The following is a 25,599-nucleotide window of genomic DNA, read 5'->3' as shown; positions in this document are numbered from 1 at the left end:
GTTACGACGGGGGAGCCAAAGACCTTTGGAAACGCCCGATCGACTGCTGACATGATCGATGTCGCCGCAGACGGACCGATTCGGACCGTGACGATCGACCGCCCCGAGGCGCGCAACGCACTGACAGTCGACGGCCTGGAGACGCTCGAGGCGGCGATCGACGAGGCCGAGGAGTCCGTGATTTACCTCCGCGGACGCGGCCCGGCGTTCTCCGCGGGGGCCGATCTGAACGAGGTCGCGGCGCTCGAGGGGGATCGCGACCGCGCGGCCGAGTTCGCGCGTCTGGGGCAACGCGTGGCCCGGACCATCGAAGACTCGCCGGCGGTCGTCGTCGCGGGGATCGACGGTCCCGCACGCGGGGGCGGCCTCGAGCTGGCGTTGGCCTGCGACATCCGGGTCGGGACTCCCGACTCGACCTACGGCGAACCGGGGGTCAGCTTCGGCCTGTTCGGCGCCTGGGGCGGCACCGTCCGACTACCGCGCGTGCTGGGCGAGGGCGACGCCCTCGAGTTCGCGCTCTCGGGCCGATCGATCGACGCCGAAGAGGCGCTCCGGATCGGCCTGATCTCGCGCATCGAGGACGACCCCCGCTCCGTCGCCGAGGAGATCGCGGGGAACGCCGCGGACGCGCTCGCTGCCCTGAAACGACGGATTCGGGACGACGGCGAGCGCGCCACGCAGGAACGACGCGAGGCCGACGCGTTCGCCGACCTCGTCGCCGCCCACGCCGACGATATCGACGCGCTGCTCGAGTAGGCGACGTCGTTCGAGTACCCGTTCCGAAACGATTTTTGAAAAGTGATTTGGTGAGTGACAACTACGGGGCGGATATGCCCGGCCCAGTGTTTCTGGACGCCGACCGCGTGACGCTCCGACCGATCGAGGAGGAGGATCTCGAATTCCTGCAAGCGAAGGTCAACGATCCGACGATTTGGCGGGCGATCGGGCGATCCCGCCCTCTCAACAGCGAGCAGGAACGCGACTTCTTCGAGAACGTGGTCTGTGGGGACGACACCGTCGATCTGCTGCTCGTCGCCGATTCGACGCCGATCGGAACGATCGGCTTCTTCGACTTCGACTGGGAAGCCCGGACCGCCGAGATCGGCTACTGGATCGCACCCGAGCACCACGACCAGGGGTACGGCACCGAAGCGACGGAACGCGTCGTTCGGTACGCCTTCGACCAGCTCGGTCTCCATCGGCTCTCCGCCCACGTGTTCGAGTTCAACGAGCCGTCACAGCGGCTTCTCGAGGGAATCGGGTTCACCCGAGAGGGCGTTCATCGCGACGGCGAGTTCGTCGACGGCGAGCACTGGGACGTTTACTGGTACGGCCTGCTCGAGGACGAGTGGCGAGAACGAGCGGACTGACGAGAGGGGTGGCGATTACTCGAGCGTCGGCGGTGCCGGCGGGACGTTCCGTTTGTGCTCGCTTTGCTCGTACATCTCGCGGACCCGTTCGACCGTTTCGTCGTCGACCTCGAGGAGCCGGCAGGTCGCGGCGACCGGAAGCGGCCCGTCGATGTGGGTCGCGAGTATCGAGTCGAGCGTCTCGTAGCTGAGTCCCAGTTCCTCCTCGTCGGTCTGGTTGGCCCACAGCTCCGCGGTCGCGGTCTTGGCAGCCAGTTCCTCAGGGACACCGACGTGACGGGCGAGCTGGCGGACCTGTCCCTTGTAGAGGTTCCCGATCGGGTGGCAGTCGACGGCCCCGTCGCCGTACTTGGTGAAGTAGCCCACGGCGGCCTCACTGCGATTGCCCGTCCCCAGAACGAGTCGACTCTCGTGGTTGGCGACGAGATAGTTCATGACCCCCCGGACGCGAGCCCGCGCGTTTCCGACCGCCTCGCGGTCGCCTTCGGCCTCGGGGTAGGCCGCCAGCAGCGAGTCGACGATCGGTTCGATCTCGATCACGTCGTACGTGATCTCGAGGTCCACGGCGACCCGTTCCGCGTCGCTCATGTTCTCGTCGCTGCTCACGGTCGCCGGCAGAACGAGTCCGTGAACGTTCTCCGCGCCGAGCGCCTCGACGGCGAGCGTGCCGGTCAGCGTGCTGTCGATCCCGCCCGAGAGCCCGAGGACGGCACCGTCTGTCCCCGCCGCGTCGACTTGGTCGCGAATGAAGTCCGTGATGTGTTCGCGCCGCTGCTCGAGCTCATCTTCCGAAAACCGAAGATCGATCATGGGAGAGAGTAGGGGTGCGACGGCCTAATAGGCTCCCCTCCCCGGAAAAAACTGACCGGACGGTCGATTTCGACTGACGGGTAGCGTACCAGTCATCAGAACGTGGGAGTCCGGTACGAGAAGCAAACTGCACGTCTCAGCCAACACACGTTGAGCATCGCCACCATCCCAATCCGGACACACTTCGTCTTGTCGTACGTCTCGCTATCACGGCAGAGACGTGCTGAGACTCCGCAGCGGCTGCACCTCGAGGCCGAACTCTCGGTCGTCGTACAAAAAATCGCTCGAGAGCGCTACGTTGAAGTGTAGTCGTCGAGTAAATCCGTGCGAGCGCCGATGGTCCAGTGGTAGGACATGAGCTTCCCAAGCTCATAGCCCGGGTTCGACTCCCGGTCGGCGCACTTTTCGAACGAGCGAAAACTCGATAGTGACAGCTTCGTCGTCTGAGACTCGAGAGAATACGTTTTGCGTCCGATTTCTAAAACCGACTCTAGTCGACCGCCCTACTCGTGAATGCCCATCGCTTCGATCTGCTCCTGATACCGGTTCCGGATCGTTACCTCGGTCACCTGCGCGACGTCCGAGACCTCGCGCTGGGTCTTCTTCTCGTTACAAAGTAGCGAGGCGGCGTAGATCGCGGCCGCGGCGTAGCCGGTCGGCGACTTGCCCGAGAGAAGCCCCTTCTCGGTCGTCGTATCGATGATCTCGTTCGCCTTCACCTGCACCTCTTCGGAGAGTTCGAGTTCCGAGCAAAACCGCGGCACGTACTTCTTCGGGTTGACCGGTTCCATCTCGAGGTTGAGTTCCTGTGCGACGTAGCGATAGGTACGGCCGATCTCTTTGCGTTCGACCCGGGAGACGGCGGCGACTTCCTCGAGCGAACGGGGGATGCCTTCCATGCGGCAGGCGGCGTAGAGCGTACTGGTCGCGACGCCTTCGATCGAACGGCCGCGAATGAGGTCTTCGTCGAGTGCGCGTCGGTAGATGACGCAGGCGACTTCGCGGACGGATCGCGGAATCGCCAGCGAGGAGGCCATCCGGTCGGTCTCGGAGAGGGCGAACTGAAGGTTCCGTTCGCCGGCGTCCTTGGTTCGGATTCGTTCCTGCCACTTGCGCAGGCGGCGCATCTGATTGCGTTTGTCCGAGGAGATCGAGCGGCCGTAGGCGTCCTGATTCTTCCAGTCGATGGAGGTCGTCAGGCCCTTGTCGTGCATCGTCTGGGTCGTCGGCGCGCCGACGCGTGACTTGTTCTGGCGCTCGGAGTGGTTGAACGCGCGCCATTCCGGGCCGTGGTCGATGTTCGTTCCTTCGACGATGAGACCGCACTGATCGCAGACGAGTTCGCCCTGATCCTCGCTCTTGACGAGCGTTCCCCCGTCACACTCGTCACACACCCGCTCACGCTCCGGTTCCTGCGTTTTTTCTGTCGTTTCAGGATCGCGCTCGCGTTGACGGGTGGGGCTTGCCATGTCGTGTAGATAACGATGTTGCAAGGACTTAAGGGCTCGCCACCAGCAAATCGCGCTTTAATCAGCGGATCGGTACCGCCAGTATCGACGAAACGACGGAATACGGTACGCTACAGGTACCCGAGGAGCGTTCCGGCCAGTACGAGCAGCCACATCGCCGTCCCGACCAGCAACATGTCGTTGAACTTTTCGTTTCGGGACGCCCGTTTGGCTGCGCCGCCGGCGATCAACCCGAGGGCGACGACGACGAGCATCCGTTGCACGACGACGTCGACCGGGAGCGAGTTGACGCCGAGCAGACTGTAGTCGATCCAGATCGCGACCGCGAGCGAACCGGCGGCGACGACGGCGGCGTCGAGTCGTCGCGTGAGTCCCCGAGCGAGCAGGTACGTCGCGACCGGAATTCCCACCCCGATCACCGGGTAGAGGATCGCGGCGATCTGATGGGGTGTCAGGAACGACGCCTGGCGCTCGAGGGCGAGGCCGCCCATTCGAACGCCGAGGAACAGCGCGACGATGGTAAAGAAGAGGAGGAGGTGGCCGGCCTCGAGGCGGTCGGCGGCGGCGGCGAGCCGCTGGCGGTCGACGTCGGTCAGGTGGTCGTCGATCGCGTCCGCCGTCCGATCGGTGATGTGGGCTTCGGTGGTGCTGGACGCGCTTCCACCGCGTCTCCCGGCTCGGATGCCGACGAGCGTCGGGACGACGAGCAGTCCGGCCAGTTCGACGAGGGTCGCCCAGCCGTCGGCGTCGGCGGAGTTCCTGTTGTCGAGGTAGATGCGGCTCACGTCCTCCTTGACGTCGACCTGCGGGTGTTTCATGAAGTCGGTCTCGACTTTGGTCTGAGCGTCCTGGGAGCCGTGGACTCGGTGGCGTAGCGTGAACCAGTCGAAGTGTTCCGAGTGGGTCTGCATCGCGACCCAGTCGTCGTCCTCGTTGGGGCTCTCGTAGAGCCGGATGTGGTAGCGCTGTCCGTAGTAGTCGCCGTCATCGAGCTGGCGCGTCTCGGTGATCCAGTAGCCGCTCTCGTTCGGTCCGGGATCGACGTAGGCATACCGGGTTCCACCGTCTGCCTGCCCCCAGTCGAGGTCGGGAAGGGCGACCGGGGTCTCGTTCGACGCCTCGTCCTCGTCGGTCGCGTTCTCGGTGGAGGCGTTGGCCGTCGTTTCGGTATCGGCTTCGGGCACGGCTTCCGTTTCGTTGTCGGTCTCGTTCTCATCGGTGAGCGAGAACGTATCCGGCAGTGCCTCCTCCTCGGACTCGTTCATCTCCTCCCAGTTACCGCCATCGGCCTCGGTCAACACACGCTCGACGTCTTCGATGTCGCCGCGGACGACCACGTTGATCGGGCTTCGCTTCTGGAAGCTTTTCGTCGAACTGAGGTACTCCCAGAAGCCGCTTTCGGAGTCCTCGAGCGTAACGAGCTCCGGCGTCGGCTTCGTCTGGGTCGGCTGGGCGGGCGTGTCCGCCGTCGTCTGGCTGGTCGACACCGAGAGCAACAGCGACGGCCCACCGACCAGCAGGAAGGCGAGAACGAGCAGCACACCCGCGATTACGATCGATCGGCGCATCTCCTACTCACTACCCACGGAGACCATATCAAACCATCCGTGACGGTTCTCGACGGCGTCCGACCCGATCAAACGTCGGGACCGACGGTCGTAACGGGAACGGGCGCGTCACGGACGACGCGCTGGGAGACGCTTCCGACGACGTTCCGTTCGTACTCGTCGCCGCTGGTTCCCATGACGATCAGGTCGGCGTCGACCGTCGCGGCGGAATCGAGGATACACTCGACCGGGTTGCCGGTGTCGACCGCCGTCGTCGTCTCGATACCGTGGTCGGCGGCACGGGTCGCCGCCTCGTGGGCGCTCGTTCGGAGGTCATCGCGGACTCGTTCGATGCGTTCGTCGTCGAGAACCAGAAAGGCGCGGTCGTCGACGACCGAGAGAACGTGGAGCGTCGCGTCCCTCGTGGCTGCGATATCGATCGCGTGGTCCGCAACGGTCGCCGCGTGGTCGCTGCCGTCCGTCGGGAACAGGATCGTCTCGTACATCGTTGGCTACTCGGATCACTCGAGCGAACGACCAAAGCGGTTCCCCACGTTCTCGCCCGATGGGAAGTCCGGGGTCGGCCTAGACGCCCGGAATGCCGAGCGCGTCGGGCGTGACGAAGCCGACTACCGCGAGCGCGTAGAGGATGCCGACTGCGACGATCCAGGCGACGAAGCCGATCGCGGCCGCGGATCCCCAGCCGCCGGGGTAGCGCCAGTTGATGACGCCGACCCAGATGATCAGCATCAACACCACGCCCAGAATTGGGATCCAGCCGACGAAAAAGCTCGTGATCGCCCAGGCGGCCGCACCGATCAGGGCGGTCACCGCCGCGTTGACGAAGCTCGCGTCCCTGTCCAGCACGAGCCGCGCACCCGCGAGGATGCCGATCGTTCCCACGATCAGACTCAGGACGAAGATGAGGATGGAGTCCGCGGCGGCCATGTTAGGGTTTCCAGCTCAGTTCGATCTCGACTGTTTCACGGTTCCCCCGGAGCATCGACGAGCGTTCGACGACCTCGACCGAGACGTCGATGTTGTGAGGCGGGCTGAGTGACACGTTCTTGTTCCCGACCGGAACGATCACCTCCTCGTCCTCGCCCTCGAACTCCCTCGCGAGGTCCTGAAAGTACGCGGCGAGTTCCTCTCGCGGCAGTGTCTCGTCGGCTGTCGTCCGTTGCGCCATGCGGATCAATCGGACACCTGTCCGCAAAAGTATGGGCCATGAACGCGCCGATAAGTGTCCCTTACTGGACTGAAACGCGCTGTCGCGGCCACTCGCTGGAACGGTGGCGCGACGAGGGCTAGAACAGATTCGCCTGCTGATAGACCGAAATTCCCTCGTTCGTGATCTCGTAGGGCTTCTTTTCCCGAGAGTGGTTCGCATCTCGGATCTTCTGAATCTCGATCGCGAGCCGGGTCTCGCGGAAGTCATCGGGCCGGACGTACTGCAGGACGAAGACGGCGTCCGTGAGATACTCGACGATTCCGTATCGCGAGGCGTAGGGCGTCTCCTCCGACGCCTCGCTGGTCAACAGCGCGGTAACGCCCGCCTCTTTCAGGCTCCGGGAGAAATCGTAGATTTCGTTCCGCCGTTTCGCCCGGTCCTCGTACATCATCTCGAGCAAGGAGACGGAGTCCAGCACGAGCCGCGAGGCGTCGAATTCCTCGACGAGCGCGGGGAGTTCGTTGCGGATCGACGCCAGACTGTTGGCCATCTCGATGGGATCGACGTCGACGACGGCCAACTCGCCGTCGTCGACGTACTCGTCGAACGCGTAGCCCTTCTCGGTCGCACTGTTGATGACCCGGTCGCGACTCTCCTCGAGCGTGATGAACACCGCACGCTCGCCTTGCTCGAGGCCGTGGTGGAGAAACTGGAGGCCGAACGTGGTCTTGCCGGTCCCGGCGCTGCCCATCGCGACGATCAGCGAGCGCTCGGGAACGCCGCCCTGAATCATCCGGTCGAGGCCGTCGATGCCGAGATCGAGGCGGGGCAGTTCGGAGTCGATCTCCTCGTCGAAGTCGGGTTCGTCACTCCCCTCGAGGACGAAATCGAGGTCGTCGAACCCTTCGGGGCCCGCTACCGGGCCGTCAGCACCGTCTTCGTCGTCGATCGCGGGTGTCTCGACGTCCTGCAGTGCCGAGCCGAAGCCCTCGTCGAACAGGGAGTCGTCCTCGGCGTCGTCGGGAGTCGCCGTTCCGTCCTCCTCGGACGGCAACTCGTCCTGCTGTTCGGTTGCCGGAGCACCACCGTCGGGCGGCCCATCGGAATCGGCGCTCTCCGCAGTATCCGAGGGATCGTCGTCGCGCGGAAACTCGGTCCACTCCTCGTCACCGTCCGTCTCCTCGTCCGCATCGCTCGCGTCTTCGCCCTCGAGCGCGTCTTCGAACCAGTCGCCGTCGTCACTCACGGCGATCACCCGCGGGTAGCCGGGACGGAGCGAAAACGCACGGGTCCCTCTCCGCCGCCAGCGACGGTACGACGACGGGGAGACGCGGGTGGACGGAAGCCATACTGGACACTGCGACGAGGTCGTCGCGATCGTTCACGTGACCGGAGTCACTCCATCCCGATTAACTTTGTTGCTGTCGGCCGGACAAGCGTGGGTTTTTGACGGCGGGGCGGGTAGCCGCCGACGATGGACGTCGCCGTCGGAATCGTCGCCCAACGTGACAACGAGCATGCACAGGCGCTGGCCGTCGACCTCGTCGACGCCCTCGAGCGCGACGGAGCGAGTGTCGTCGTCGACGAGTCGACCGGCGGTGCGATCGACGCGACCGCCGTCCCGGTCGCCGCGATGGCGGGTCGCGACCTCGTCGTGAGTATCGGCGGCGACGGAACGCTGTTGTTCGTCGCCCGAGAAGTCGGGTCGACGCCGATCCTCGGGGTCAACCTCGGCGAAGTCGGCTTTCTCAACGCCGTCGCTCCCGCCGACGCGCTCGGCGTCGTCACCGACCTCGCGGACGAACTCGCCGAACGGGGAAGCCTCCCGGAACGCGAACTGTCGCGGCTGCAAGCGAGCGGCGTCGACGCGGACTGGACGCTCGAGCCCGCACTCAACGAGGTCGTCGTTCACGGGCCGCGACGGGGGAACGGCGGCGGGGCGACTATCGAGGTCCAGGTCGACGGACAACAATACGTCGAGAGCCACGCGGACGGCGTTCTCGTCGCCACGCCGACGGGCTCGACCGCCTACAACTTGAGCGAGGGCGGACCGCTGGTTCACCCCGGGGCCGAGGCGCTCGTCGTCACGCAGATGGCCGCGACCGACTCGATGCCGCCGCTGGTCGTCGAACCGGATACCGAACTCGTCCTCACCGTCTCCGGAGCCGAGGCCGGCTACGCGATCAGCGACGGACGCAATCGACAGCGACTCGAACTGCCTGCGACGGTCTCCGTCTCACTCGCGGCGGAGCCGGTCAGGCTCGTCGGCCCGCAGGCGAACTTCTTCGACGGACTCGACAAACTCGAGTGAGCGGTCTCGATACTCGACCGGTCCCCTACCGGTCGCCCTCGACGAGTCGCTCGAGGTGTTCCGGCGGGACCGAGCCCCGGGCGGCGTGGCCGTCCGAGACGAACGTCGGCACGCCGGTGATCCCCTTCTGTTGAGCCTCGGCGAACCTGTCCTCGAGTTCCGCTCGGATGCCGTCGTCCGCGACCGCGTCGCGGATCTCGTCGACGGGGAGATCGGCGTCCGCCGCGAGGTCGGCCAGGACCTCGACGTCGCCGATGTCGCGTCCGTCCTGCCAGAGCGCCGTGTAGATCGACTCGTCGAATTCCGCCCACTGCTCGGGGTACTCCTGCTTGACGTACCACGAGGCGACCTGCGCGTTCAACGAGTCGACGTCGGTCGCGATCTCTTGGGCCATCTCGACGCCGTACTCCTCCTGCAGCCGGCGGACGTTCTGTCTCGCCTGCTCGTAGTACTCGTCGCCCTTGCCGTCGTCGGCGTCGTGGTCGATCGAGCCGTCCGCGTTCCGCTTCCCGCTACGGAGGTCGAAGGGGTGCCACTCGACGTCCAGCGGCTCGTCGCGCCCCTCGCGGTACTGCTCGAGCGAGCGCGTGCCGAGATAACAGAACGGGCAGACGTAGTCGGCGTAAATTTCGATGCGATCGGTCGTCGCCGGCGTCGATCCGGTGTCAGCGTTAGCCATGGGGATAGTAGGAACCTAATACGGAAAAGTCGCCGGTCACCGGCAGGGGACCACGAAGACGAGAAACGCGGTGGAGACGATCGGAACTCAGCTCTCGGTCCCAGTGGCGGCCGCATCGGCGGCGCTGGTGTCCGACTCGGTCACGTCCGGGAGGTTCGGATCCCGATACGGGTTGCGCCCGTAGGCCGGCAGTTCGTCGTCGAGTTGTGACTTGAGGACGCGACGAAGTCGGTTCAGACTCGTCGTGTCCAGCCCGTACTCGGCCGCGAGCCGCTTGAACCCCTCCTCGTCGGTGATGTCGTGGGCCCGATACCGGGCGAACAGGTCCTCCATCCGATCGGCCGAGAGTTCCTGCGCATCGATATCGTCGAGCCCGAAGTACTGCTGGCGGTCGACGTCGACGACGTGGCGGATCACCACCAGCGCCACCTTCGGGATCGCCCGCTGGCTGCCGAACTCGGTGAGATCGATCTCGTCCATGACACCCAGCGCGAGGTCTCGCTGCCACGGCGTCACCTCGAGGGCGTTACACAGCGCCTGCGTCGTCCGGAGCCGGTCGAGGTGGTGGGCCCGCTCGCTGTAGCCGGGCGTCGCCGCGTGCTGTTCGTCGTGGAGGCGGCGCACGCTCTCGGAGAGGTCCGCCTCGGGCGAGTCCGCGCGACCGATGACCGTCGCGCTCGGCGTGACGACGCCCCACCGGCGGACTGTCGAATCGCGCTGGACGTCCGCCCGCGAGAGCGACCCGGACCCGGGCCGGGCCTCGAGACGCCGCTCACCGTCGGAATCGGGTTCGATACCGTCTCCGACGGCCGACGCTCGCTCGGACGCTGGACCAGGATCGGCACCGTCGTCTTGCATCAGTTGTCGCTGAGAGGGGGAGAGTGAAAAAGGCTCGCTCCGTTCAGTGGCCGATTAACTGGACTGACAGCCGTTCTAACAGGTATGGTGCTGTCGGTGAGCTCCGAGGAAACCCGGGGCTACCGGTCTCTGCTCGGTGTGATCGACTCCGCAAAAGCCCTTCGTAGCTCTACCTTGTGACCAGAAGCACTTAAACGGCGACGCGGGTCGACGGGCGGCGCGGGCTACCGGACGGCCTCGATCAGCTCGTCGATGAAGTCGTCCAGCCGTTCGGTATCGGGCCCGGCTCGAGCGTGTACGTCCGGATCGATCGCTCGTGGCGGGTGTGCGAACTCGCGGCCTACGGCGTCGCCGACGGTGACATCGCCCTCGCCCGCCCGCTTGCGCTCGAGCAACCCGCGAGCGCGGTCGATTCGGTCGGCGTCGAAGACTGCGGGCGCTTGCTCGGTCAGGAACGTCTCGAAGTCGAGGGCCGGTAACTCGTGTGCGCCGCGTTCCCCGGTTTCCAGGAGGTAGTACGTGAACATGGCCGCCCGACAGATGGTCAGGTTTCGCTTCACCGTCGGTTTCGTCTGGGTCTCGCTGAACCGGTCGTCGTCGGTCGGCACCGTCGTCGTTCCGTCCTCCGTTTCGACGGTGTACGCGTCCGCGTCTGCCTCGACGATCGGGAAGATCTCATCGTCGGTGCGGACCAGGTGGTGCGAGACGTACTTGCGGTAGTTGTTCGTCGCGATCCCGCGCCACGTGTGATACAGGTCGATCGGGTTGTACGTTCGCTCGAGGTAGTCGACGAGGTCGGCGGGGTCGTACGCGAGGCGATAGCGAATCGGACTTCGCAACATGTCGATCGCACCTTCGTTCGAGTCGGCAAGCAAGCGCGCGAACGTCCGGACGTCCCAGCCCTGGTACTCGAACTCGCCGCGGTCTGCGACGATGGTTTCGGGTGGCCTCTCGAGATGGGCGTACCGGCGCAGATCGGTCGGGACGAAGACGAACCCGACGTCGTAGTCGCTGTCGGGACTCGCCGCGCCCCAGGCGTGGCTCCCGCGGGCGACCGCGAGCACGACCGCGACGTCGTACTCGCGTTCGATCGCCGTCAGGTGCTCGTCGACGGTCCGGTGGACGCGATTCGGAACGGGAGACATGGCCGTGGCTCGAGTCGTCGGAAACGGAACTGCGAGAAGACCGGCGTGCCGAATGCCCTTCGTAGCTTCACCTTGTGACCAGAGACACTTAAAGAGCGGTCGGGACCGAACCCGCCGAGAGGATCGTCCCGAAGTCGGCCGGCACGCGAACCGAAGACCCTCAGCGTCGCGGAATCCGTCGCACCCTCGAACGGGTTCGCTACGCGCCGATAGAACTCTGAAAGCCGCGTCGAATCGTCATAGCGTGCGCGTAATCGGATTGCGAGAGGACACCGACGATCTCCCCGGCCTCCTCGACGAGTACGTTCCCGGACTGGTTCACCACGGGGAGCGTGTCGAAGGCGTCGGCAGTCGATTCGATACGCGGGACGTCCTGCATAACCGCCTCGATGCGGGTCGATCCTCGGTCGTTCCCGCGCGCCGTCCGGAGATCCTCGAGCGTGACGACGCCGACGACCGCCCCGCTTGCGTCCGTGACGAGGTGAACGGAGTGGCGATCTCGAAGCAGCTGGTCGCCGAACTCCTCGATCGTCGCGTCGGCCGAGACCGTCGCGGGCTCCCTGGTCATGATGTCGCCGATCGTGATTCCCTCGAGCAGTTCGTCGAGGAGGACGGTTCGCGATTCCGTGGTCGCCGCGCCGTAGATGAAGAAGGCGAGGAGGAGGAGAATGAGCTGGAAGTTGAGAACCCCGACGATAGCGAACAGGAACGCGAAGAGGACGCCGACTCGCGCCGCGATCCGCGTCGCGCTCCCGTAGGGACGGGAACGAGCCAGGAGGGCGCGGAAGATGCGCCCGCCGTCCATCGGGAACGCGGGGAGGAGGTTGAATCCCGCGAGGAGTAGATTCGTGATCGCCAGATACCCGAGGACGAACCGGGTGACCTGCAGGGAGTCCGGCACGACGAGAACGGCGGCGTAACAGACGGCGGCGACGAGGACGCTCGTGATGGGGCCGGCGATGGCGATCCAGAACTCGCGGTCCCACTCCTTGGGCAGGGTCTTCAGCGACGCGATGCCGCCGAGGATCCACAGGGTGATCGACTCGATCTCGATGTCGTATCGTAGCGCGACCCACGAGTGGCCCAGTTCGTGCAGCGTGACGCTCACGAACAGCCCGACCGCTGCCGTGATGCCGATGAGCCACCGCGTCGTCTCGGCGCCGAGACGTGAGAGGTCGAATCCGGCGCCGGTGAGTCCGTCGATGAACCCGGCGTACAGTTCGATCTGCTGCCCGCTTCCGATGAGCCACGCGAGGATCGGGAGGAAGATCAACAACGACGTGTTGATTCGAATCGGGATATCCCAGATTTCCGTAATAGTGTAACTTCGCACAGTCGCTGGTGTCACTCCGGGGCCTTAGGTGACCTGAAAACGGATCACCGTTCAGGTTACCGGATCGCCGTGCAGATCACTCGAGTCGCGTGCCACAGCCGGGACAGAACTGAACCGCCTGAAAAATCGGGTGGAAGAACGTCCGCGCCGCTGAGAGGCGGAGCGTCGCAACTACCGAATCGGAGTCCTGGAGAACGACCGTCTTCCCTCGTATCTCTACCTTGTGACCAGAGACACTTAAAGAAACGACGGCTCGCTCGAGTCCGTACTGAACCCCACAGTCCCTCGAGCCAGTACCTACTGGTTCCGAAAGGTTGAATCGCCCGCTACCCTGAATGCGGGCAATGAGTCATCAGTTGCCGGACGTGCAGGCGACGTCGCCCGACGTGACCGTCGGCCTGAGTCAGGTCGGCGTCACCGGCGTCGACAAGCTCGTCAAGATCGCCCGCGAGGGCAAGCGCCCGATCGTCCTCACCGCCGAGTTCGAGGTCTTCGTCGACCTCCCCGGGTGGCGGAAGGGCGCGGACATGAGCCGCAACATGGAGGTCATCGACGAGATCCTCGAGGACGCGACCCGCGAGGAGGCCTACGGCGTCGAGGAAGTCTGCGGCGAGGCCGCCGAACGGCTGCTCGAGCGACACGATTACACGTCGCGAGCGGAGGTCTCGATGGAGGCCGAGTTCATGCGGCGCGAACAGACGCCCGCGAGCGACCGGGAAACGCAACACACCGTCGATATCGTAGCTTCGGCGACGGCGACCGACGAGGGGACTCGCGAGGAGATCGGTGCCACGGTCACGGGGATGACCGTCTGTCCGTGCTCGCAGGGGATGTCCACGTCCCGCGCGAAACAGACCCTCGAGGACCTCGGCGTCGAGGAAAAGACGATTACGGAGTTCTTGGAGGAGGTACCGCAACCGGGGCACTCCCAGCGAGGTCACGCGACGCTGACCATCGAAGCCAACGGCGATCCGTCGGTCGATCTGAACGACATCATCGACATCGCCCGTGACTCGATGAGCGCCCGGATCTACAACCTCGCGAAGCGGCCCGACGAGGATCACATGACCTACGAGGCCCACGCCGACGCGAAGTTCGTCGAGGACTGCGTTCGGGCGCTGGCCGAGGGCGTCGTCGACGAGTTCGATCACCTGGCCGACGACGCGGTGATCACGATGAGCCAGTCCAACGACGAGTCGATCCACCAGCACAACGCCCACGCCGAGCGCATCGTCGAAATGGGGACGCTCCGCGAGGAAGTCAGCCAACAGTACTGAGTTGAGACGGACTCCGGAGAGTCACGATCAGTTCGTACCTATTTATCAGCTATCGAATCAGTTACGATTCAGAACTCGAGCGGCTCCGCTTCCGTCCACCGCGGGGCGAACTCCTCGTGGACGTTCGCTGCGAACTCCGGATCCTTCAGGTCGATCATGCCGAAGGCCTCGCCCGAAGAGAGCGGGTTGGGAACCTGAATGCAGACCTCGACGCCGTCGATGATGTTGAACGAGCCCGTCACGTCGTCGTGCGTTCGGACGTCGAAGTCCTCGCGCTGTTGGAGGGTCTCTCGATAGCGTCGGCCCACCTCCTCCGACATCGAGGCGACCATCTCGCGGGTCATCAACAGGTCGATCGAGACGCCCCGATCGAGGGCGTCCTCGAGCTGGGCGTTGATCTCCTCGCTGACGGCCTGCATGTCCCACTGGGGGGACGGATGGGACGAGACCATCACGATATCGCGGTCGGCGGCCGCGAGCCGTTCCAGGAGGAGGTCGATCGTCTCCTCGGGGCCGACGGCGGCGGTCCAGAACTGCTCTTCGACCGGCTCGGCCGCGTCGAGCTCGTCGGCCAGATCGTCGACGATCGACTCGTACTGGTCGGCCTTCTCCTCAAGTTCGCGCTTCTTGTCCTCGAGCAGCCGATCGAGTGCCGTCGAGGGCTCGACCGCGACGTACTTTTTCGGCCGGCTCGCGGTCTGACTCCGGACCAGATTGTACTGTTCGATACTGTTGAGCACGTCGTAGATCCGCCCCATCGGAACGTCGCTCGCCCGCGAAAGTTCCTTGGCCGTTGTCGGGCCGGTGTTCAGTAACGATCGGTAGGCTCGAGCCTCGTACTCCGAGAGCCCGAGGTCCCTGAGACTGGCCATGTCACGACAGACCAACCGGAGGGCCATAAACGCTATGGTAGTTTGATACGGGATCGGTCTCGGCAGGTTCGTGGCCGAGCGTCAGTCCAGAACGGTCTGAATTCGTTCGCTCAACTCGTCGGGAGTTTCGGCGGGGTCCGATACCCGCTCGCCTCGTTCGGCCCGTGCGGTTCCCGCTTCGAGGTCGTCGGCATCGGGAACGACGACTTTCTCGTGGTCCGCGAGGCGAAGCGCCGCCCGGTGGAGGTCCGAGCTGGGGTCGGCGGCGACCCGGATCACCAGCGGCCCCTCGAGCAGCCGGGACGCGGCCGTCGCGTAGCGGGCGATCTGGACGCCGAATCGGTCGCTGGCCCCCGCAAAGGTTTCGAGCGTTTCTCGAGCGAACTGGCGATACCGGTCGTCGCCCGTGAGGACGGCCAAATCGATCAGCGAGTCCGCGAAGGCGACGTTGGCGTCGAGGGGCCGCAGCGGACGGTCGCACAGACCGACGCCCTCGGCGGGTCCGTCGAGGAACGAATCCCCGTCGTGGAGTCGTTCGATCGTCGCCTCCGCGACGCTCGTCGCGTCCTCGAGCGCGTCCGTCTCGAGGGTGCTAGCAGCCGTCGTCAGCGCCGCCAGCGCACGCGCCTGATTCGTGAGGAGACAAACGCGGTCGCCGTCGGCGGTGCGTTCCACGCGCTCGTCGAGTGCGTGGCCGGCGACGCCGTCCGCGAGCAGGTCCTCGCGGAGGGTCGCGAGCGCGCGCTCGGCGTACCGGCGGGCTCGCTCGTCGTCGGTGTAGGCGTAGTAGGTGAGCAGCCCCTCGATCGCCAGCCCGTTCGAGCCGGCGAAGACGCCCCGATCGACCGGCGGCTCGTCGGCGGCCGCTCGATCGGTCGCGTCGAGGCTGTGCGCATCGTCGTCGCCGGGGGCCTGGCTGTTCGCGAAGGCGTCGGCGTCCCCGTTCCATAGCGTCGTGGTCAGGAACTCGATCGTGCGATCGGCGGGTTCGCGGTACTCGTCCTTGCCGGTGTGGAGGTAGGCGTTAGCGAAGGCTCGCACGAGCGCGCCGTTGGAGTCGAGCAGTTTCTCGCGCTGGACCCCCGACCAGTCGCGATCGGTCGCGAAGCGATAAAAGCCGCCGTCGTACTCGTCGAGCAGGTTCGCGCCGACTGCGTCGTACGATCGCAGCGCCATCTCCCGGTCACGCTTCAGGGCGAACTCGAGGGCGTCGGGCAGCGGGAACTTCGGGCTCTTCCCCCAGCCGCCGGCGGTCTCGTCGTAGGTATCGGTGAGGTGACCGAGCATTCCCGTTTCGATGTCGGCCGTCAGCTCGCCGGCCGGCGGGTTGTCCTCTCGCAACGGCCGCGGGACTCGCGCCGCGCCGCTGCCTTTCGTTTCCCACATGGTCCGGACGCTGTCGAGCACCTGCCGCATTCCATCGGGGCCGAGGTACCCCGCTCCGGTCAGAACCTTTCCGTCGGGGGCGAGGAAGACCGTCGACGGAAACCCGCCCATGTTGTATCGGTCGCGAACACGCGGATGTCGGTCCACGTCGACTCGAACGGGAACGAAACTGTCGTTGATGTTGGCTGCGATTCGGGGCTCCGAATACGTCTCTTTGTCCATCTCGTGGCAGTGATCGCACCACGTCGCAGTCAGCGAGAGCAAGACGGGAACGTCGGCCGCGTCGGCGTCGTCGAAGGCGACCTGTCCCCACTCGCGCCACTCGACGCGCGTCGTATCGTCCATACCGGACCGAGGCGCGTGCCGAGGGTAAGCCCTTCGTTCGCACGCGCCGCGGGCCGGAGTCGCGGCTCGCGGCCTCGAGCGGCGTCGATTCCGATACTGGGACGAGAGTAAAGGATTTTCACCCTTCGGTATCTATATTCCGGTATGCTCCGGTGGATCCTCGCGCTGTTGCTCATCCCGTTCCTCGACGCCGTGTTGCTCGCGGTCGTCGTCACCCAGTTCGACTTCGTCGGCTGGGTCGGGATGATCTTGCTCGTCGTCCTGACTGGACTGGTCGGTATGCTTCTCGTCCGTGCCGAGGGTCGGCGGACGATCCGGAAGATACAGCGGTCGATGGCCGAGGGCAAACCGCCGACGAACGAGTTGCTCGACGGAGCCCTCCTGATCGCCGCCGGGGCGTTCCTGCTGACTCCGGGGCTGGTCACCGACCTCCTCGGGTTCCTGCTCGCCGTGCCGCTGACGCGGATCCCGATCCGAGCCGCGCTCAAGCGCTTCGTGATCGTCCCCTACGCGGACAAGAAAACGGGCGGCTTCGCCAGCGGGAACGTCTGGACGATCGGCTTCCCGAATCAGGAGGGGGCGGACGAGCGCTCAGAATCGACCGGCGACGGGACCTACGATCTCGGTGACGACGCCTACACCGTCGACGGGAACGACGACGACTCGTACACGATCGACTTCGGCGACGAGCGGACGGACGACGCGGACGACGACCGAGACGACGATCCCCTCGCTCGCTAGGGGTTCCCACGGGTGCGGGAGAAAGAAACCCTTAAACGTTCCACCGGGCAACTACCGAGTGCGAAGGAAAGCGGTGCGGGCCAATAGCTCAATTAGGTTGAGCGCCACTCTGATAAGGTGGAGGCTCTCGGTTCAAATCCGAGTTGGCCCATTTCTACTGCGAACAACGCGAACGTAGTGACCCGTGAGCAGCGGAAATACGATCAACTCGGATTTGAACTACGGAAGACGCATGCCCGTCTTCAGGTAGTTCAAATCGGAGGTCGCCCACTTCTCGCGACGAGCAACTCGGTGAGCCGCAGTATTGCTCCATCCCGATCACGTGACGTATCGCACGACCTCGCCTGAACTACACGTCCCGGAAGAACCGGCCGTGGAAACCGAACGGCTCCGCGTGCGGGAGAACGGCCCGCGCTCGGACATCAAGCGTCGCCGCGTCGAAGACCAGAAGCATCGTCCGCTCGCGGTCGACGTCCAGCGCGGTGGCAAGCACGACCCCCTCGTCTTCGGCCTCGGAATCGGGATGCTGGACGGGTATCGGTTCCTCGACGTAAACCGACTGTTCCCACCACTCTCTGGTAGCACCCGTCTCACAGTCCACTTTGACGAGTCCGTTCACCCCCTCGCGATGGGTCGCCTGGCCGTACGCGTACCGGTGGTGCCGGCCGACGACCGGGCGGGCGACGCGCGGCATCTCCATCCCGCCATCGTAGAGTCGCCGCCGGCGGACCGCGTTCGCGTCGGGATCGATACGATACCGCATCAGGTGGGCGTCGGGCACGGCCGGAAACCCCTCGCCCTCGAGTTCGGCAAGCGACATCGAATCGACGATATCGCCGTTCGGAAACTCCACGAGGTCGAGAACGACTGTCTCGCCGTCGACGTAGGCGTTGGCGTGGTGGAAGGTAAAGGCCGGATCGAGCGTCGGGTCGGCCACGAGCTCGCCGGTATCGCGGTCGACCACGAGCACGCGCGTCTCGCGGTCCGGCTGCCAGTCGAGCATGTCGGTCACGCCCTCGGAAAACGGGTTGAGCGCCCGGAGTACCGACAGTATGAGCGGTGATTCCACGATGATGACGTGATCTGCGGTGACGCTACAGTCGTGGATGTAGGCCGGCCCCGCCGCGTCGACGGACGCGATGAGTTCGCGCGTTCGACTGCCTCGTCGGAGACGGTAGAGGTGGTATTGCGGCGTCCGACCGAACTGCGTCGTGAATCCGACCAGTTCGTGGCGGTGGGGGTCGTCCACGAGATGGGCGGCCGCGATGTGTTCGGGCACGTCGTCGCGGAATCGAAAGCGCCCGCGCGTTTCGAGCGTCTCGGGATCGAACGCGACCCGGCACGGGGCCTCGGTGAGCGCGACGTACTCGCCGTCGATGCGGGCGACGTGGACGTTCGCGTTGTCGGTTGGGTCCGGCAGTCCCAGCGAGGTCACCGTCTCGAGGAGGCGCCGCCACCCGCGCGTGTCCGTGCCGAACTGGCCGGTCAACCGGCCGTCCATCGCATCTTCGTAGGCCCCGCTGCGGAGGAACCGATTCGAATAGCGGAGCTGGCCGTCGTCGAAGGCGTAACGGCGGAGCATCGCGAGCCCATCGAACCAGTGGTTGACGCGGCGGCCGCCGACCTCGAAACGGGCCGGCCCGTTGCGAATCAGCGTCCCGGAGAGCCAGTCCGGAACCGTGCCCTCGACCGTCGGGCGGTGATCGGTGACCTCGGTGGTCAGCGAGTGAAAGCCGACGCGGGATCCTGTCACAGCCGTGTATTCGTGCGAACGAGTATCAATCCACCGTGCGAATCGAACCGAATGCGTATCCACGGGCGATTCGGTCGATCTCTCGGTCGGCTCGCTTCAGCCTCGAGTGATCCGTCGGTTCGACTCACCGTCTTCCCGTCGTCACACTCGAGAGCGGCGAGTTCGCCGGACGAACGCCGAACCCACCGTCAGGCACCCGTAGCCGAGTGCCGCCGGGCGGCACGGAGGTGACGGATCGCCCCGACGGTGAAGGCGAGCGCGCCGAGGATCATCGGCGTGTCGCCGAGCGTTCGCGCCCACAGCAACGTCTGGACGTGGTCTTGCTCGTAGAACTCGAGGCTGCGCGCGGCGGCGTAGCCGTCCCGATAGGCGGTTCGAAGCTGGACGAATCCGAGAGGGAGCAGCGACGCGACGGACATGATCACGAGACCGACGTTCGTCAGCCAGAACGCCCCGCGGAACCAGGTTGGGTCCCACGCGGCTTCAGGCGCGATGACGCGCAGGATGTACGTTCCGAGACCGAGTGCGAGGAGGCCGAACGCGCCGAACAGCGACGTGTGCGCGTGGGCAACGGTCAGGTACGTGCCGTGTTCGTAGTAGTTGATGACAGGCAGGTTGATGAAGAATCCGAGGACACCGCCGCCGACGAAGTTCCACACGCTGCTGCCGAGGATGAACAGGAGCGGCAGCGTGTAGGGGAAGGATTCGCCCTGCGCCTTCAGGGATCGATACTCGCCGAGGCTTCGATAGAGCACGAACACGAGCGGGACGAGCTCGAGGGTCGAGAACGTCGTCCCGAGGGGGACCCAGAAGTCGGGAAGGCCGACCCACCAGTAATGATGGGAGACGCCGACGATGCCCGCCCCCATGATCGCGAACACTTCGAAGAGGATCGCATTTTCCGCATCGCCTTTCTCGATGAGGTCCATCGAAACCAGTGCGGCGGAAATCACGGCGGTGACGAAGAACTCGAAGACGCCCTCGACCCACATGTGGACGACCCACCAGCGCCAGAACTCCGTGACTGCCATGTTCGTCTCCGGCGTGTAGAGCATGCTCGCGGCGAACATGAGCGCGATCGAGCCGCCCGCGTACGTCATGAAGTGACCCAATCCGGTCGCCGGCTCGTCCAGTTGGCGGACGCCGCGCAACACTAATCCCGTCCAGCCGGCGAAGGCACCGAGCAACGCGAGCTTCCAGACGCGACCGACCTCGAGGTACTCGAGGCCCTCGGAGCCGAGCCACCACCAGCGTTCGCCGTCCTCGGGCGAGCCGAGTTTCCCGCGGGTGCCGAGCCAGACGCCCGCGAACGCGCCGACCGTCGCGAGGACGAGCGCGCCGAGCAGTGCGGTCGCGCCCGCGGCCTGCCAGGGCGGATCGCGGTCGGTGAACAGTCCCGGGAGGAAGAGCCCGCCGCCGAGCCACAGCGTCGTGATCCAGAGGATCCCGAGGTTGACGTGCCAGGCGCGGCCGACAGAGAACGGGAGCAGCGAGACGACGTCGACCCCGAGTGCCTCTCCGATTCGATAGAAGCCGGTTCGCTCGACGTAGTAGTGCGCCAACAGCGCGCCGACGAGCGTCTGGGCGACGAACAGCGCGCCGGCGACGGGGACGTACCACGCCGCGGCGTATTGGGTCGGCGTGACCGAGACGGCGTCGGGAGAGGGCACGTCGACGAGTTCGGTCGTCGGTTCGGCGAAGTCGAAGGCGTGGTATGCCCAGACGCCGAACCCGCCGCCGGCGATGAGCAGGACGACGCTGATCGTGCTCCAGACCAGGACCTGACCGGTGGGCCGGTTCCCGGTCGCAGGCACGTACGGCCAGTCGTTCGTGTAGGAGTGGTCCGAGCCGGGCCGATTAGTGTGGGCCATCCACGCCGTCCAGCACGCGAAGTCGGCGAGCCGCTCGGCGTGGTCGGCCGAGTCGACGAACTCCGACGGAATCCCGCGTTCGGGCGATCCGTCGTGGTACCGGTCGACGTACCGCTCCCGAATGCGCTCGTGAGCGGAGACTTCCGCCGCCGAGTACCGGGCGATCGATCCGTCGGGTGCGTCCGCGTCGAGTTCCCGTTCGACGCGTTCGGCGACGACCGCCCGCTCGTCGTCCGCGAGCGCCTCGAACGACTCCCCGCCTCGCTCGCGAGCGTAGTACTCGCGCATGAACTCGGCTTTCAGTTCCAGGGCGTCCGCGGTGAGGTCGACCCCGAAGTACGAGCCGTTGCCCAGGACCGAGCCGAAGTTCATGAGCCCGTTTGCCTGAAACACTTTCTTCCCGAGTTGCACCTGCTCGTCCGTGACGATAGGGTCCCCGTCCGGCCCGCGGATCTCGTCGGGGATCGGCGGTGCCCGCCTGTGAGATACCCACGCCCCGAGCCCCATCGCGACGAGGTTGGCGACGAAGAGCGCGACCAGCGCTTGTAACCCGGTCGAGCCGGATCGAAGCGCTGCGAGATCGAGACCGTCGTCCCCGATCTCGAGCGGCAGACTCGAGAGAATCGAGAGAAATTCGAGGAAGTCGCGCTCGAGCGGGATGATACCGTTCTCCACGTCGGTACGGGCAGATGCAACGACCGGAAGGAGGCGGGCGAGGGATCGATCGCCACCCACTGTGTCTGAGAGGATGGTTGTTGCCGCGAGTGCCATCGCTGCTGCCGGTCGTCCAGAATTCGCGTCCGTGGGGACCGCAGCGTCGACCGACTGGCTGCCTCCTCGTCGGGGGCGCTCCTCGATCCCGGTTGCGTCGGCCGACAATTCACCGACGATCGTCGGTATTTCCTCGGTCAGGGTTCGCTCGAGCGCATGGCCGACGAGGACGGCATCCTGCTGGAGAACGTCATCGAAAACGCACTCGAGAGACCGATCGCACTCGACGTCCAGTTCCCCGCAGAATCGCGACCACGCGTCCGTGACCGCGTGACCACCTGCAGCGTTCGCGTGGTAGTGGATCCGGATAGCGGGGGGTTTCGGAACGAGCCGAATCGACCGGGAGTCCTCCCGTAGACCCGCGTCGGGCCGGCGGACGGTCGGACGCTACGACTCCTCGAGCGACGCGCGGCGAACCTTCCCGGTCGCGGTTTTGGGGAGTTCGTCGACGAACTCGATCTCGCGGGGGTACTCGTACTTGGCGAGTCGTTCCCGCACGTGCTCTCTGATCGCCGTTCGGAGGTCGTCGCTCGGGTTCCGGCCCGAGGAAAGGACGACGAAGGCCTTCGGAACCTCGCCGCGCTCGTCGTCGGGGACGCCGATGACGGCGGCGTCGGCGACCGCGTCGTGGCCGGCGATGCTATCTTCGACTTCCTCGGGGCCGATCCGGTACCCTGCGGAGATGATGACGTCGTCCTTCCGGCTCTTGAACGAGACGTAGCCGTCGGCGTCCATCGTTCCGAGGTCTTCGGTCAGGAGCCAGCCGTTGCGAACCTTCCGCTCGGTTTTCGCGGGCTTGTTCCAGTACTCTTTGAAGCAGACGGGGTCGTTCTCGTACCGAACAGCGATTTCCCCAATTTCGCCGGGTTCGACTGTAGCTTCGGCCGTATCGGGATCGACGATCTCGATATCGTGTCCCGGACCGGCCAGCCCCATCGATCCCTCGCGGGACTCCGCGAGGGCGGTACACTCGCCGACGAGCAGGTTGGCCTCCGTCTGGCCGTACCCCTCGTGGACGACCGCACCGTCGAACGTCTCCCCCGCCCAGTCGGCGATCGTCTCGCCGAGCGACTCGCCGCCGCTCGCGATCGCCCGGAGCGAGCCCACGTCGTAGCCGTCCGTCTCCTCGACCTGCATCATCATCCGCAGGGCCGTCGGTGGCGCGAAGAAGTTCGTGATCCCGTAGCGCTCGAGGAGATCGAAGGCCGTCTCCGGGTCGAACTGACCGCCGTTGTACGCGACGACCGGCTTCCCGTAGAACAGCGCCGGAACGACGACGTCGAACAGCGAGGCGATCCAGGCCCACTCGGCCGGCGTCCAGAAGACGTCGCCCGCCTGCAGGTCCACGTTTCCGAACGTGGTGATGAACAGCGGCAGGTGTCCCAGTAGCATCCGGTGTGCGTGGCGAACGCCCTTCGGATCGCCGGTCGTGCCGGAGGTGTAGATGAGGACCGCGTCGTCCTCGGGATCGGTCTCGACGGGCTCGAACTCGCGAGAGTAGTCCTCGATGGCGTCCCAGAGGTCCGTTTCGTCGTCTCGTCGATCGACGTCGCCGACGGTCAGGACGGTCTCGAGGTCGGGGAGATCCGTACGGGCTTCCCGGAGGGTCTCCACGTTGGATTCGTCGACGACGGCTGCGATCGCGTCGCAGTCGGCCAGGCGATACCCGACCGCGTCGGGGCCGAACAGGGTCGACAGCGGGACGGACATCGCGCCGAGTTTCCAGCAAGCCACGTGGGCGATCACGGCCGCGGGCCGCTGTGGGGTGTTGACCCCGATGCGGTCTCCGGCTTCGACGCCCTGTTCGCGCAGGTGATTGGCGAGCTGATTCGTGATATTTCGGAGCTGCCAGAACGTGTACGTCTCCGTGTTCCCGTCCTGATCCTCGGCGAACAGGGCGACGCGACTCTTGTCCCCCGCCCACCGATCGCAGACGTACGTCGCCATATTGAACCGGTCGGGCACCTCCCACTCGAAAGACTCCCGAAGCTGCTCGTAGCTGTCCCACTCGTCTTCGTAGAAATGATAGGCGTCTAATCGCGTTCCGGCCGTCATTCTATCACTCGAGATGTGTTATCAGCGACCATAGTCTCAGTGGGACCCTTCCGACGGAACCGACGAAAAGTTTGCTACTAGATGCAGCGGACTCCGTAGTGAGCGATTCGGGACCGTCTCGCCACGGTAGATGCGACGAACCGCTGGTCGAGCGCCGGATCGGATCCCGTCTCGAGCACCCGTATTTGCGGAAAGTAACGAATTCAGACATAGTTTCTCGATATTATATATTCTATCATATATTTCCCGTACGAGGGAGGAACAGCAGGGGTACCATACTGTGAGCCGGCCGTCATCGTCGTGATCCCTCAGCGAAAACGGATCGTATGAACCCCACTGGGGAATTATCGGCAAAACCTATCGTTCACGACGAGCGGGGGTCACCCACAGGTTCGCGGATCGTTCTCGGAACGCCGTGTATAGCCAATATTCGGGATAAGCGACCAGAAACAGCACAAACTGGAACGCTAACGGAATTATCGAGACGGTTAGCGAACGGAACAAGATAGCTACCCAACACATAAATACTCTAGTATATAGGAAGAATAGACACTATTATTATACTATATCGACTGGCTATTCAAGACCACCCGGCCGGCCCGGAACTCGATTCCGATTACAGTCATATATGTGTAAAGGATGGGGCCCTACCGACCGATCTCGCAAACCAGTGTCCAGCCACGATTCCGGAGGAGTCACCGACGGCCGCCACGTGAGAGTCACCGATCGCTGGCCCGTCGTCCCCCGTTACGGGTTCGGGAGATCGATTCCCTCCACCCGGATGATCTCGGCCTCGACGTCCTCGAACAGGGCGCCCCACGCGCCGATCGAGACGACCCTCTCGTCCGTCTCGAGGAAGAGCGTGACCTGTCCAGCGAGGTCCGTGTACGTGGGGTCACGCGGCGGTTCGAGTCGGCCGCCCCACGTCGCCCGGACGAGGGTTCCGTGGAGGTCGACTCGCTCTCCGGTCTCGGTTCGGTGGCCGATCACTCGGAGTGTCATCTCCGCACCGTCGCGGAGCAGCGAGGCGGCATCGTGGACGAACCCCTCGATGCTCACGTAGGTCGGAGACTGATCGCGATCGATCGAGAGCCGGTCGTTGTGCGCCCACAGACACGTCCGGAAGTACCAGTGCATGATAAACGAGAGGATCTCGTCGCCGATCGTGATCCCGTAAGAGCGGTCGCTGTGGACGTTCGGAGCGAAGAACGCGTACCGCCGGTCGACGATCGCGAGGAAAGGGCCCGGAATCGGACACCGTCGAACCTCGAGGACGCCATCGAGGTCGGGAACGTCGGCGTCGCCGGCGTCGTAGACCGCGATCTGGATTAACGCACCGTTCGCGGCGGCGGTCTCGATCGACGGCCGCAACTCCTCGAGCTGGGCCGGCGTGGCGGCCAGCGCGACGGAGACGTTCGATTCCGCGATCGCGTCCCCGGACTCCGGAGGACCGTTTCGGTCCGCTTGAGGACGCTGATTCGCGAGTCCTGGGGATCCGGCCGTTCCCAGCGATCTTCGATCTCGCCGGCGGCGTCCGCGAGCATCTCGCTTTTGTGTCGCAGCCGATTGAGCACGTCGACCGGTTCGCGCGGCCGAGCGTACAACTGGTCCCGGTCGAGCGTCTCCACGAACCCCTCTTCCTCGAGCGACCGAACGATCTCGTAAATCCGCGAGGACGAGACCGACGACTCGTGAGCGATCTCGACGACTGGTGATGATCCTAACTCGAGGAGCGTCAGGTACGCCTCGGCTTGCTGACCGGTCAATCCGGCGTCCTCGAGCACGCGTTGGAGCGTTTCCGTGTCCATACGTGTGCTGGTTTCCGGGTGTACAAA

At 65.2% G+C, this 25,599-nt stretch carries 24 protein-coding genes and 2 tRNA genes; 8 read left to right on the top strand and 18 right to left on the bottom strand.

Annotated elements, in window-relative coordinates:
- Positions 1-51 precede the first annotated feature (51 nt).
- Both LDB05_RS17080 and LDB05_RS17075 read left to right on the top strand, forming a co-directional pair.
- On the top strand, positions 52-756 hold the full coding sequence (locus LDB05_RS17080; RefSeq protein ID WP_226005183.1) for an enoyl-CoA hydratase/isomerase family protein: 705 nt from the start codon (positions 52-54) through the stop codon (positions 754-756).
- Positions 757-830: 74 nt separating this feature from the next.
- A complete protein-coding gene (locus LDB05_RS17075) occupies positions 831-1,370 on the top strand; it encodes a GNAT family N-acetyltransferase (RefSeq protein ID WP_226005182.1) in 540 nt (179 codons plus the stop codon).
- Between the two features lie 15 nt (positions 1,371-1,385).
- Here LDB05_RS17075 and LDB05_RS17070 read toward each other — a convergent pair whose 3' ends face one another.
- The gene (locus tag LDB05_RS17070) at positions 1,386-2,180 is read right to left on the bottom strand and encodes an NAD+ synthase (protein ID WP_226005181.1); all 795 of its coding nucleotides are present in this window, start codon (positions 2,178-2,180) and stop codon (positions 1,386-1,388) included.
- Positions 2,181-2,510: 330 nt separating this feature from the next.
- Here LDB05_RS17070 and LDB05_RS17065 point away from each other — a divergent pair.
- A tRNA-Gly gene (locus LDB05_RS17065) sits at positions 2,511-2,581 on the top strand.
- 102 nt (positions 2,582-2,683) lie between these two features.
- On the opposite strand, the gene LDB05_RS17060 is transcribed toward LDB05_RS17065, so the two are convergent.
- The 6 genes from LDB05_RS17060 to LDB05_RS17035 all read right to left on the bottom strand — a co-directional run bounded on the left by LDB05_RS17060 (position 2,684) and on the right by LDB05_RS17035 (position 7,613).
- A complete protein-coding gene (locus LDB05_RS17060; RefSeq protein ID WP_006183920.1) occupies positions 2,684-3,649 on the bottom strand; it encodes a transcription initiation factor IIB in 966 nt (321 codons plus the stop codon).
- A gap of 110 nt (positions 3,650-3,759) precedes the next feature.
- Complete coding sequence (locus tag LDB05_RS17055; protein ID WP_226005180.1) at positions 3,760-5,217, bottom strand: hypothetical protein; 1,458 nt, start codon at positions 5,215-5,217, stop codon at positions 3,760-3,762.
- Between the two features lie 68 nt (positions 5,218-5,285).
- Positions 5,286-5,702, bottom strand: a complete 417-nt coding sequence (locus LDB05_RS17050) for a universal stress protein (protein ID WP_226005179.1) — start codon at positions 5,700-5,702, stop codon at positions 5,286-5,288.
- A gap of 79 nt (positions 5,703-5,781) precedes the next feature.
- On the bottom strand, positions 5,782-6,144 hold the full coding sequence (locus tag LDB05_RS17045; protein WP_226005178.1) for a hypothetical protein: 363 nt from the start codon (positions 6,142-6,144) through the stop codon (positions 5,782-5,784).
- A 1-nt stretch (position 6,145) separates the two neighbouring features.
- A complete protein-coding gene (locus LDB05_RS17040) occupies positions 6,146-6,385 on the bottom strand; it encodes an amphi-Trp domain-containing protein (protein WP_226005177.1) in 240 nt (79 codons plus the stop codon).
- A 118-nt stretch (positions 6,386-6,503) separates the two neighbouring features.
- Positions 6,504-7,613 carry a KaiC domain-containing protein gene (locus tag LDB05_RS17035; RefSeq protein ID WP_425498576.1) on the bottom strand — a complete coding sequence of 370 codons (1,110 nt, stop codon included), beginning with the start codon at positions 7,611-7,613 and terminating at the stop codon, positions 6,504-6,506.
- Between the two features lie 228 nt (positions 7,614-7,841).
- On the opposite strand from LDB05_RS17035, the gene LDB05_RS17030 reads away from it, so the two are divergent.
- Complete coding sequence (locus LDB05_RS17030; protein WP_226005175.1) at positions 7,842-8,678, top strand: NAD(+)/NADH kinase; 837 nt, start codon at positions 7,842-7,844, stop codon at positions 8,676-8,678.
- A gap of 25 nt (positions 8,679-8,703) precedes the next feature.
- Here LDB05_RS17030 and LDB05_RS17025 read toward each other — a convergent pair whose 3' ends face one another.
- From LDB05_RS17025 to LDB05_RS17010, 4 genes are all read right to left on the bottom strand, one after another.
- Positions 8,704-9,357 carry a DsbA family oxidoreductase gene (locus LDB05_RS17025; RefSeq protein WP_226005174.1) on the bottom strand — a complete coding sequence of 218 codons (654 nt, stop codon included), beginning with the start codon at positions 9,355-9,357 and terminating at the stop codon, positions 8,704-8,706.
- Between the two features lie 87 nt (positions 9,358-9,444).
- Positions 9,445-10,215: a DNA-directed RNA polymerase subunit epsilon gene (locus LDB05_RS17020; protein ID WP_226005173.1), complete on the bottom strand. Its 771-nt coding sequence runs from the start codon at positions 10,213-10,215 to the stop codon at positions 9,445-9,447.
- Positions 10,216-10,439: 224 nt separating this feature from the next.
- Complete coding sequence (locus LDB05_RS17015) at positions 10,440-11,360, bottom strand: nucleotidyltransferase domain-containing protein (protein ID WP_226005172.1); 921 nt, start codon at positions 11,358-11,360, stop codon at positions 10,440-10,442.
- A gap of 199 nt (positions 11,361-11,559) precedes the next feature.
- Entirely contained in the window at positions 11,560-12,693 is a 1,134-nt protein-coding gene (locus LDB05_RS17010) for a site-2 protease family protein (protein ID WP_226005171.1), read from the bottom strand.
- 344 nt (positions 12,694-13,037) lie between these two features.
- On the opposite strand from LDB05_RS17010, the gene mptA reads away from it, so the two are divergent.
- Entirely contained in the window at positions 13,038-13,970 is a 933-nt protein-coding gene (gene mptA / locus LDB05_RS17005; RefSeq protein WP_226005170.1) for a GTP cyclohydrolase MptA, read from the top strand.
- 68 nt (positions 13,971-14,038) lie between these two features.
- On the opposite strand, the gene LDB05_RS17000 is transcribed toward mptA, so the two are convergent.
- Positions 14,039-14,842 carry a TrmB family transcriptional regulator gene (locus LDB05_RS17000; protein WP_226005169.1) on the bottom strand — a complete coding sequence of 268 codons (804 nt, stop codon included), beginning with the start codon at positions 14,840-14,842 and terminating at the stop codon, positions 14,039-14,041.
- An 81-nt stretch (positions 14,843-14,923) separates the two neighbouring features.
- A complete protein-coding gene (locus LDB05_RS16995; RefSeq protein ID WP_226005168.1) occupies positions 14,924-16,573 on the bottom strand; it encodes a DUF255 domain-containing protein in 1,650 nt (549 codons plus the stop codon).
- Positions 16,574-16,717: 144 nt separating this feature from the next.
- Between LDB05_RS16995 and LDB05_RS16990 the strand changes: the two genes are divergently transcribed.
- A complete protein-coding gene (locus LDB05_RS16990; RefSeq protein ID WP_226005167.1) occupies positions 16,718-17,314 on the top strand; it encodes an FxsA family protein in 597 nt (198 codons plus the stop codon).
- A 77-nt stretch (positions 17,315-17,391) separates the two neighbouring features.
- Positions 17,392-17,465, top strand: a tRNA-Ile gene (locus tag LDB05_RS16985).
- A gap of 198 nt (positions 17,466-17,663) precedes the next feature.
- Here LDB05_RS16985 and LDB05_RS16980 read toward each other — a convergent pair.
- Together LDB05_RS16980 and LDB05_RS16975 are read right to left on the bottom strand one after the other, a co-directional pair.
- The gene (locus tag LDB05_RS16980) at positions 17,664-19,067 is read right to left on the bottom strand and encodes a carotenoid oxygenase family protein (protein WP_226005166.1); all 1,404 of its coding nucleotides are present in this window, start codon (positions 19,065-19,067) and stop codon (positions 17,664-17,666) included.
- Between the two features lie 188 nt (positions 19,068-19,255).
- A complete protein-coding gene (locus tag LDB05_RS16975) occupies positions 19,256-21,709 on the bottom strand; it encodes a nitric-oxide reductase large subunit (protein WP_226005165.1) in 2,454 nt (817 codons plus the stop codon).
- Between the two features lie 156 nt (positions 21,710-21,865).
- Here LDB05_RS16975 and LDB05_RS16970 point away from each other — a divergent pair, with 156 nt between their 5' ends.
- Entirely contained in the window at positions 21,866-22,066 is a 201-nt protein-coding gene (locus LDB05_RS16970) for a hypothetical protein (protein WP_226005164.1), read from the top strand.
- 30 nt (positions 22,067-22,096) lie between these two features.
- On the opposite strand, the gene LDB05_RS16965 is transcribed toward LDB05_RS16970, so the two are convergent.
- The 3 genes from LDB05_RS16965 to LDB05_RS16955 all read right to left on the bottom strand — a co-directional run bounded on the left by LDB05_RS16965 (position 22,097) and on the right by LDB05_RS16955 (position 25,572).
- On the bottom strand, positions 22,097-23,764 hold the full coding sequence (locus tag LDB05_RS16965; RefSeq protein WP_226005163.1) for an acetate--CoA ligase: 1,668 nt from the start codon (positions 23,762-23,764) through the stop codon (positions 22,097-22,099).
- A gap of 747 nt (positions 23,765-24,511) precedes the next feature.
- Positions 24,512-25,165, bottom strand: coding sequence for a TrmB family transcriptional regulator sugar-binding domain-containing protein (locus LDB05_RS16960; protein WP_250160944.1), 654 nt, complete (start codon positions 25,163-25,165; stop codon positions 24,512-24,514).
- Positions 25,093-25,572, bottom strand: coding sequence for a TrmB family transcriptional regulator (locus LDB05_RS16955; RefSeq protein WP_226007931.1), 480 nt, complete (start codon positions 25,570-25,572; stop codon positions 25,093-25,095). Before LDB05_RS16955 ends, LDB05_RS16960 begins: the two co-directional genes overlap by 73 nt.
- Positions 25,573-25,599 lie beyond the last annotated feature (27 nt).

This window comes from Natrinema salinisoli (assembly GCF_020405205.1).
GTDB lineage: Archaea > Halobacteriota > Halobacteria > Halobacteriales > Natrialbaceae > Natrinema > Natrinema salinisoli.
This window is presented reverse-complemented; position numbering and strand designations above follow the sequence as displayed.

Bases quoted from the DNA above. Each gene is read 5' to 3' on its own strand.
- LDB05_RS17080 (WP_226005183.1), top strand. From the start codon at position 52: ATGATCGATGTCGCCGCAGACGGACCGATTCGGACCGTGACGATCGAC.
- LDB05_RS17075 (WP_226005182.1), top strand. From the start codon at position 831: ATGCCCGGCCCAGTGTTTCTGGACGCCGACCGCGTGACGCTCCGACCG.
- LDB05_RS17070 (WP_226005181.1), bottom strand. From the start codon at position 2,180: ATGATCGATCTTCGGTTTTCGGAAGATGAGCTCGAGCAGCGGCGCGAA.
- LDB05_RS17060 (WP_006183920.1), bottom strand. From the start codon at position 3,649: ATGGCAAGCCCCACCCGTCAACGCGAGCGCGATCCTGAAACGACAGAA.
- LDB05_RS17055 (WP_226005180.1), bottom strand. From the start codon at position 5,217: ATGCGCCGATCGATCGTAATCGCGGGTGTGCTGCTCGTTCTCGCCTTC.
- LDB05_RS17050 (WP_226005179.1), bottom strand. From the start codon at position 5,702: ATGTACGAGACGATCCTGTTCCCGACGGACGGCAGCGACCACGCGGCG.
- LDB05_RS17045 (WP_226005178.1), bottom strand. From the start codon at position 6,144: ATGGCCGCCGCGGACTCCATCCTCATCTTCGTCCTGAGTCTGATCGTG.
- LDB05_RS17040 (WP_226005177.1), bottom strand. From the start codon at position 6,385: ATGGCGCAACGGACGACAGCCGACGAGACACTGCCGCGAGAGGAACTC.
- LDB05_RS17030 (WP_226005175.1), top strand. From the start codon at position 7,842: ATGGACGTCGCCGTCGGAATCGTCGCCCAACGTGACAACGAGCATGCA.
- LDB05_RS17025 (WP_226005174.1), bottom strand. From the start codon at position 9,357: ATGGCTAACGCTGACACCGGATCGACGCCGGCGACGACCGATCGCATC.
- LDB05_RS17020 (WP_226005173.1), bottom strand. From the start codon at position 10,215: ATGCAAGACGACGGTGCCGATCCTGGTCCAGCGTCCGAGCGAGCGTCG.
- LDB05_RS17015 (WP_226005172.1), bottom strand. From the start codon at position 11,360: ATGTCTCCCGTTCCGAATCGCGTCCACCGGACCGTCGACGAGCACCTG.
- mptA (WP_226005170.1), top strand. From the start codon at position 13,038: ATGAGTCATCAGTTGCCGGACGTGCAGGCGACGTCGCCCGACGTGACC.
- LDB05_RS17000 (WP_226005169.1), bottom strand. From the start codon at position 14,842: ATGGCCAGTCTCAGGGACCTCGGGCTCTCGGAGTACGAGGCTCGAGCC.
- LDB05_RS16995 (WP_226005168.1), bottom strand. From the start codon at position 16,573: ATGGACGATACGACGCGCGTCGAGTGGCGCGAGTGGGGACAGGTCGCC.
- LDB05_RS16990 (WP_226005167.1), top strand. From the start codon at position 16,718: ATGCTCCGGTGGATCCTCGCGCTGTTGCTCATCCCGTTCCTCGACGCC.
- LDB05_RS16975 (WP_226005165.1), bottom strand. From the start codon at position 21,709: ATGGCACTCGCGGCAACAACCATCCTCTCAGACACAGTGGGTGGCGAT.
- LDB05_RS16970 (WP_226005164.1), top strand. From the start codon at position 21,866: ATGGCCGACGAGGACGGCATCCTGCTGGAGAACGTCATCGAAAACGCA.
- LDB05_RS16965 (WP_226005163.1), bottom strand. From the start codon at position 23,764: ATGACGGCCGGAACGCGATTAGACGCCTATCATTTCTACGAAGACGAG.
- LDB05_RS16955 (WP_226007931.1), bottom strand. From the start codon at position 25,572: ATGGACACGGAAACGCTCCAACGCGTGCTCGAGGACGCCGGATTGACC.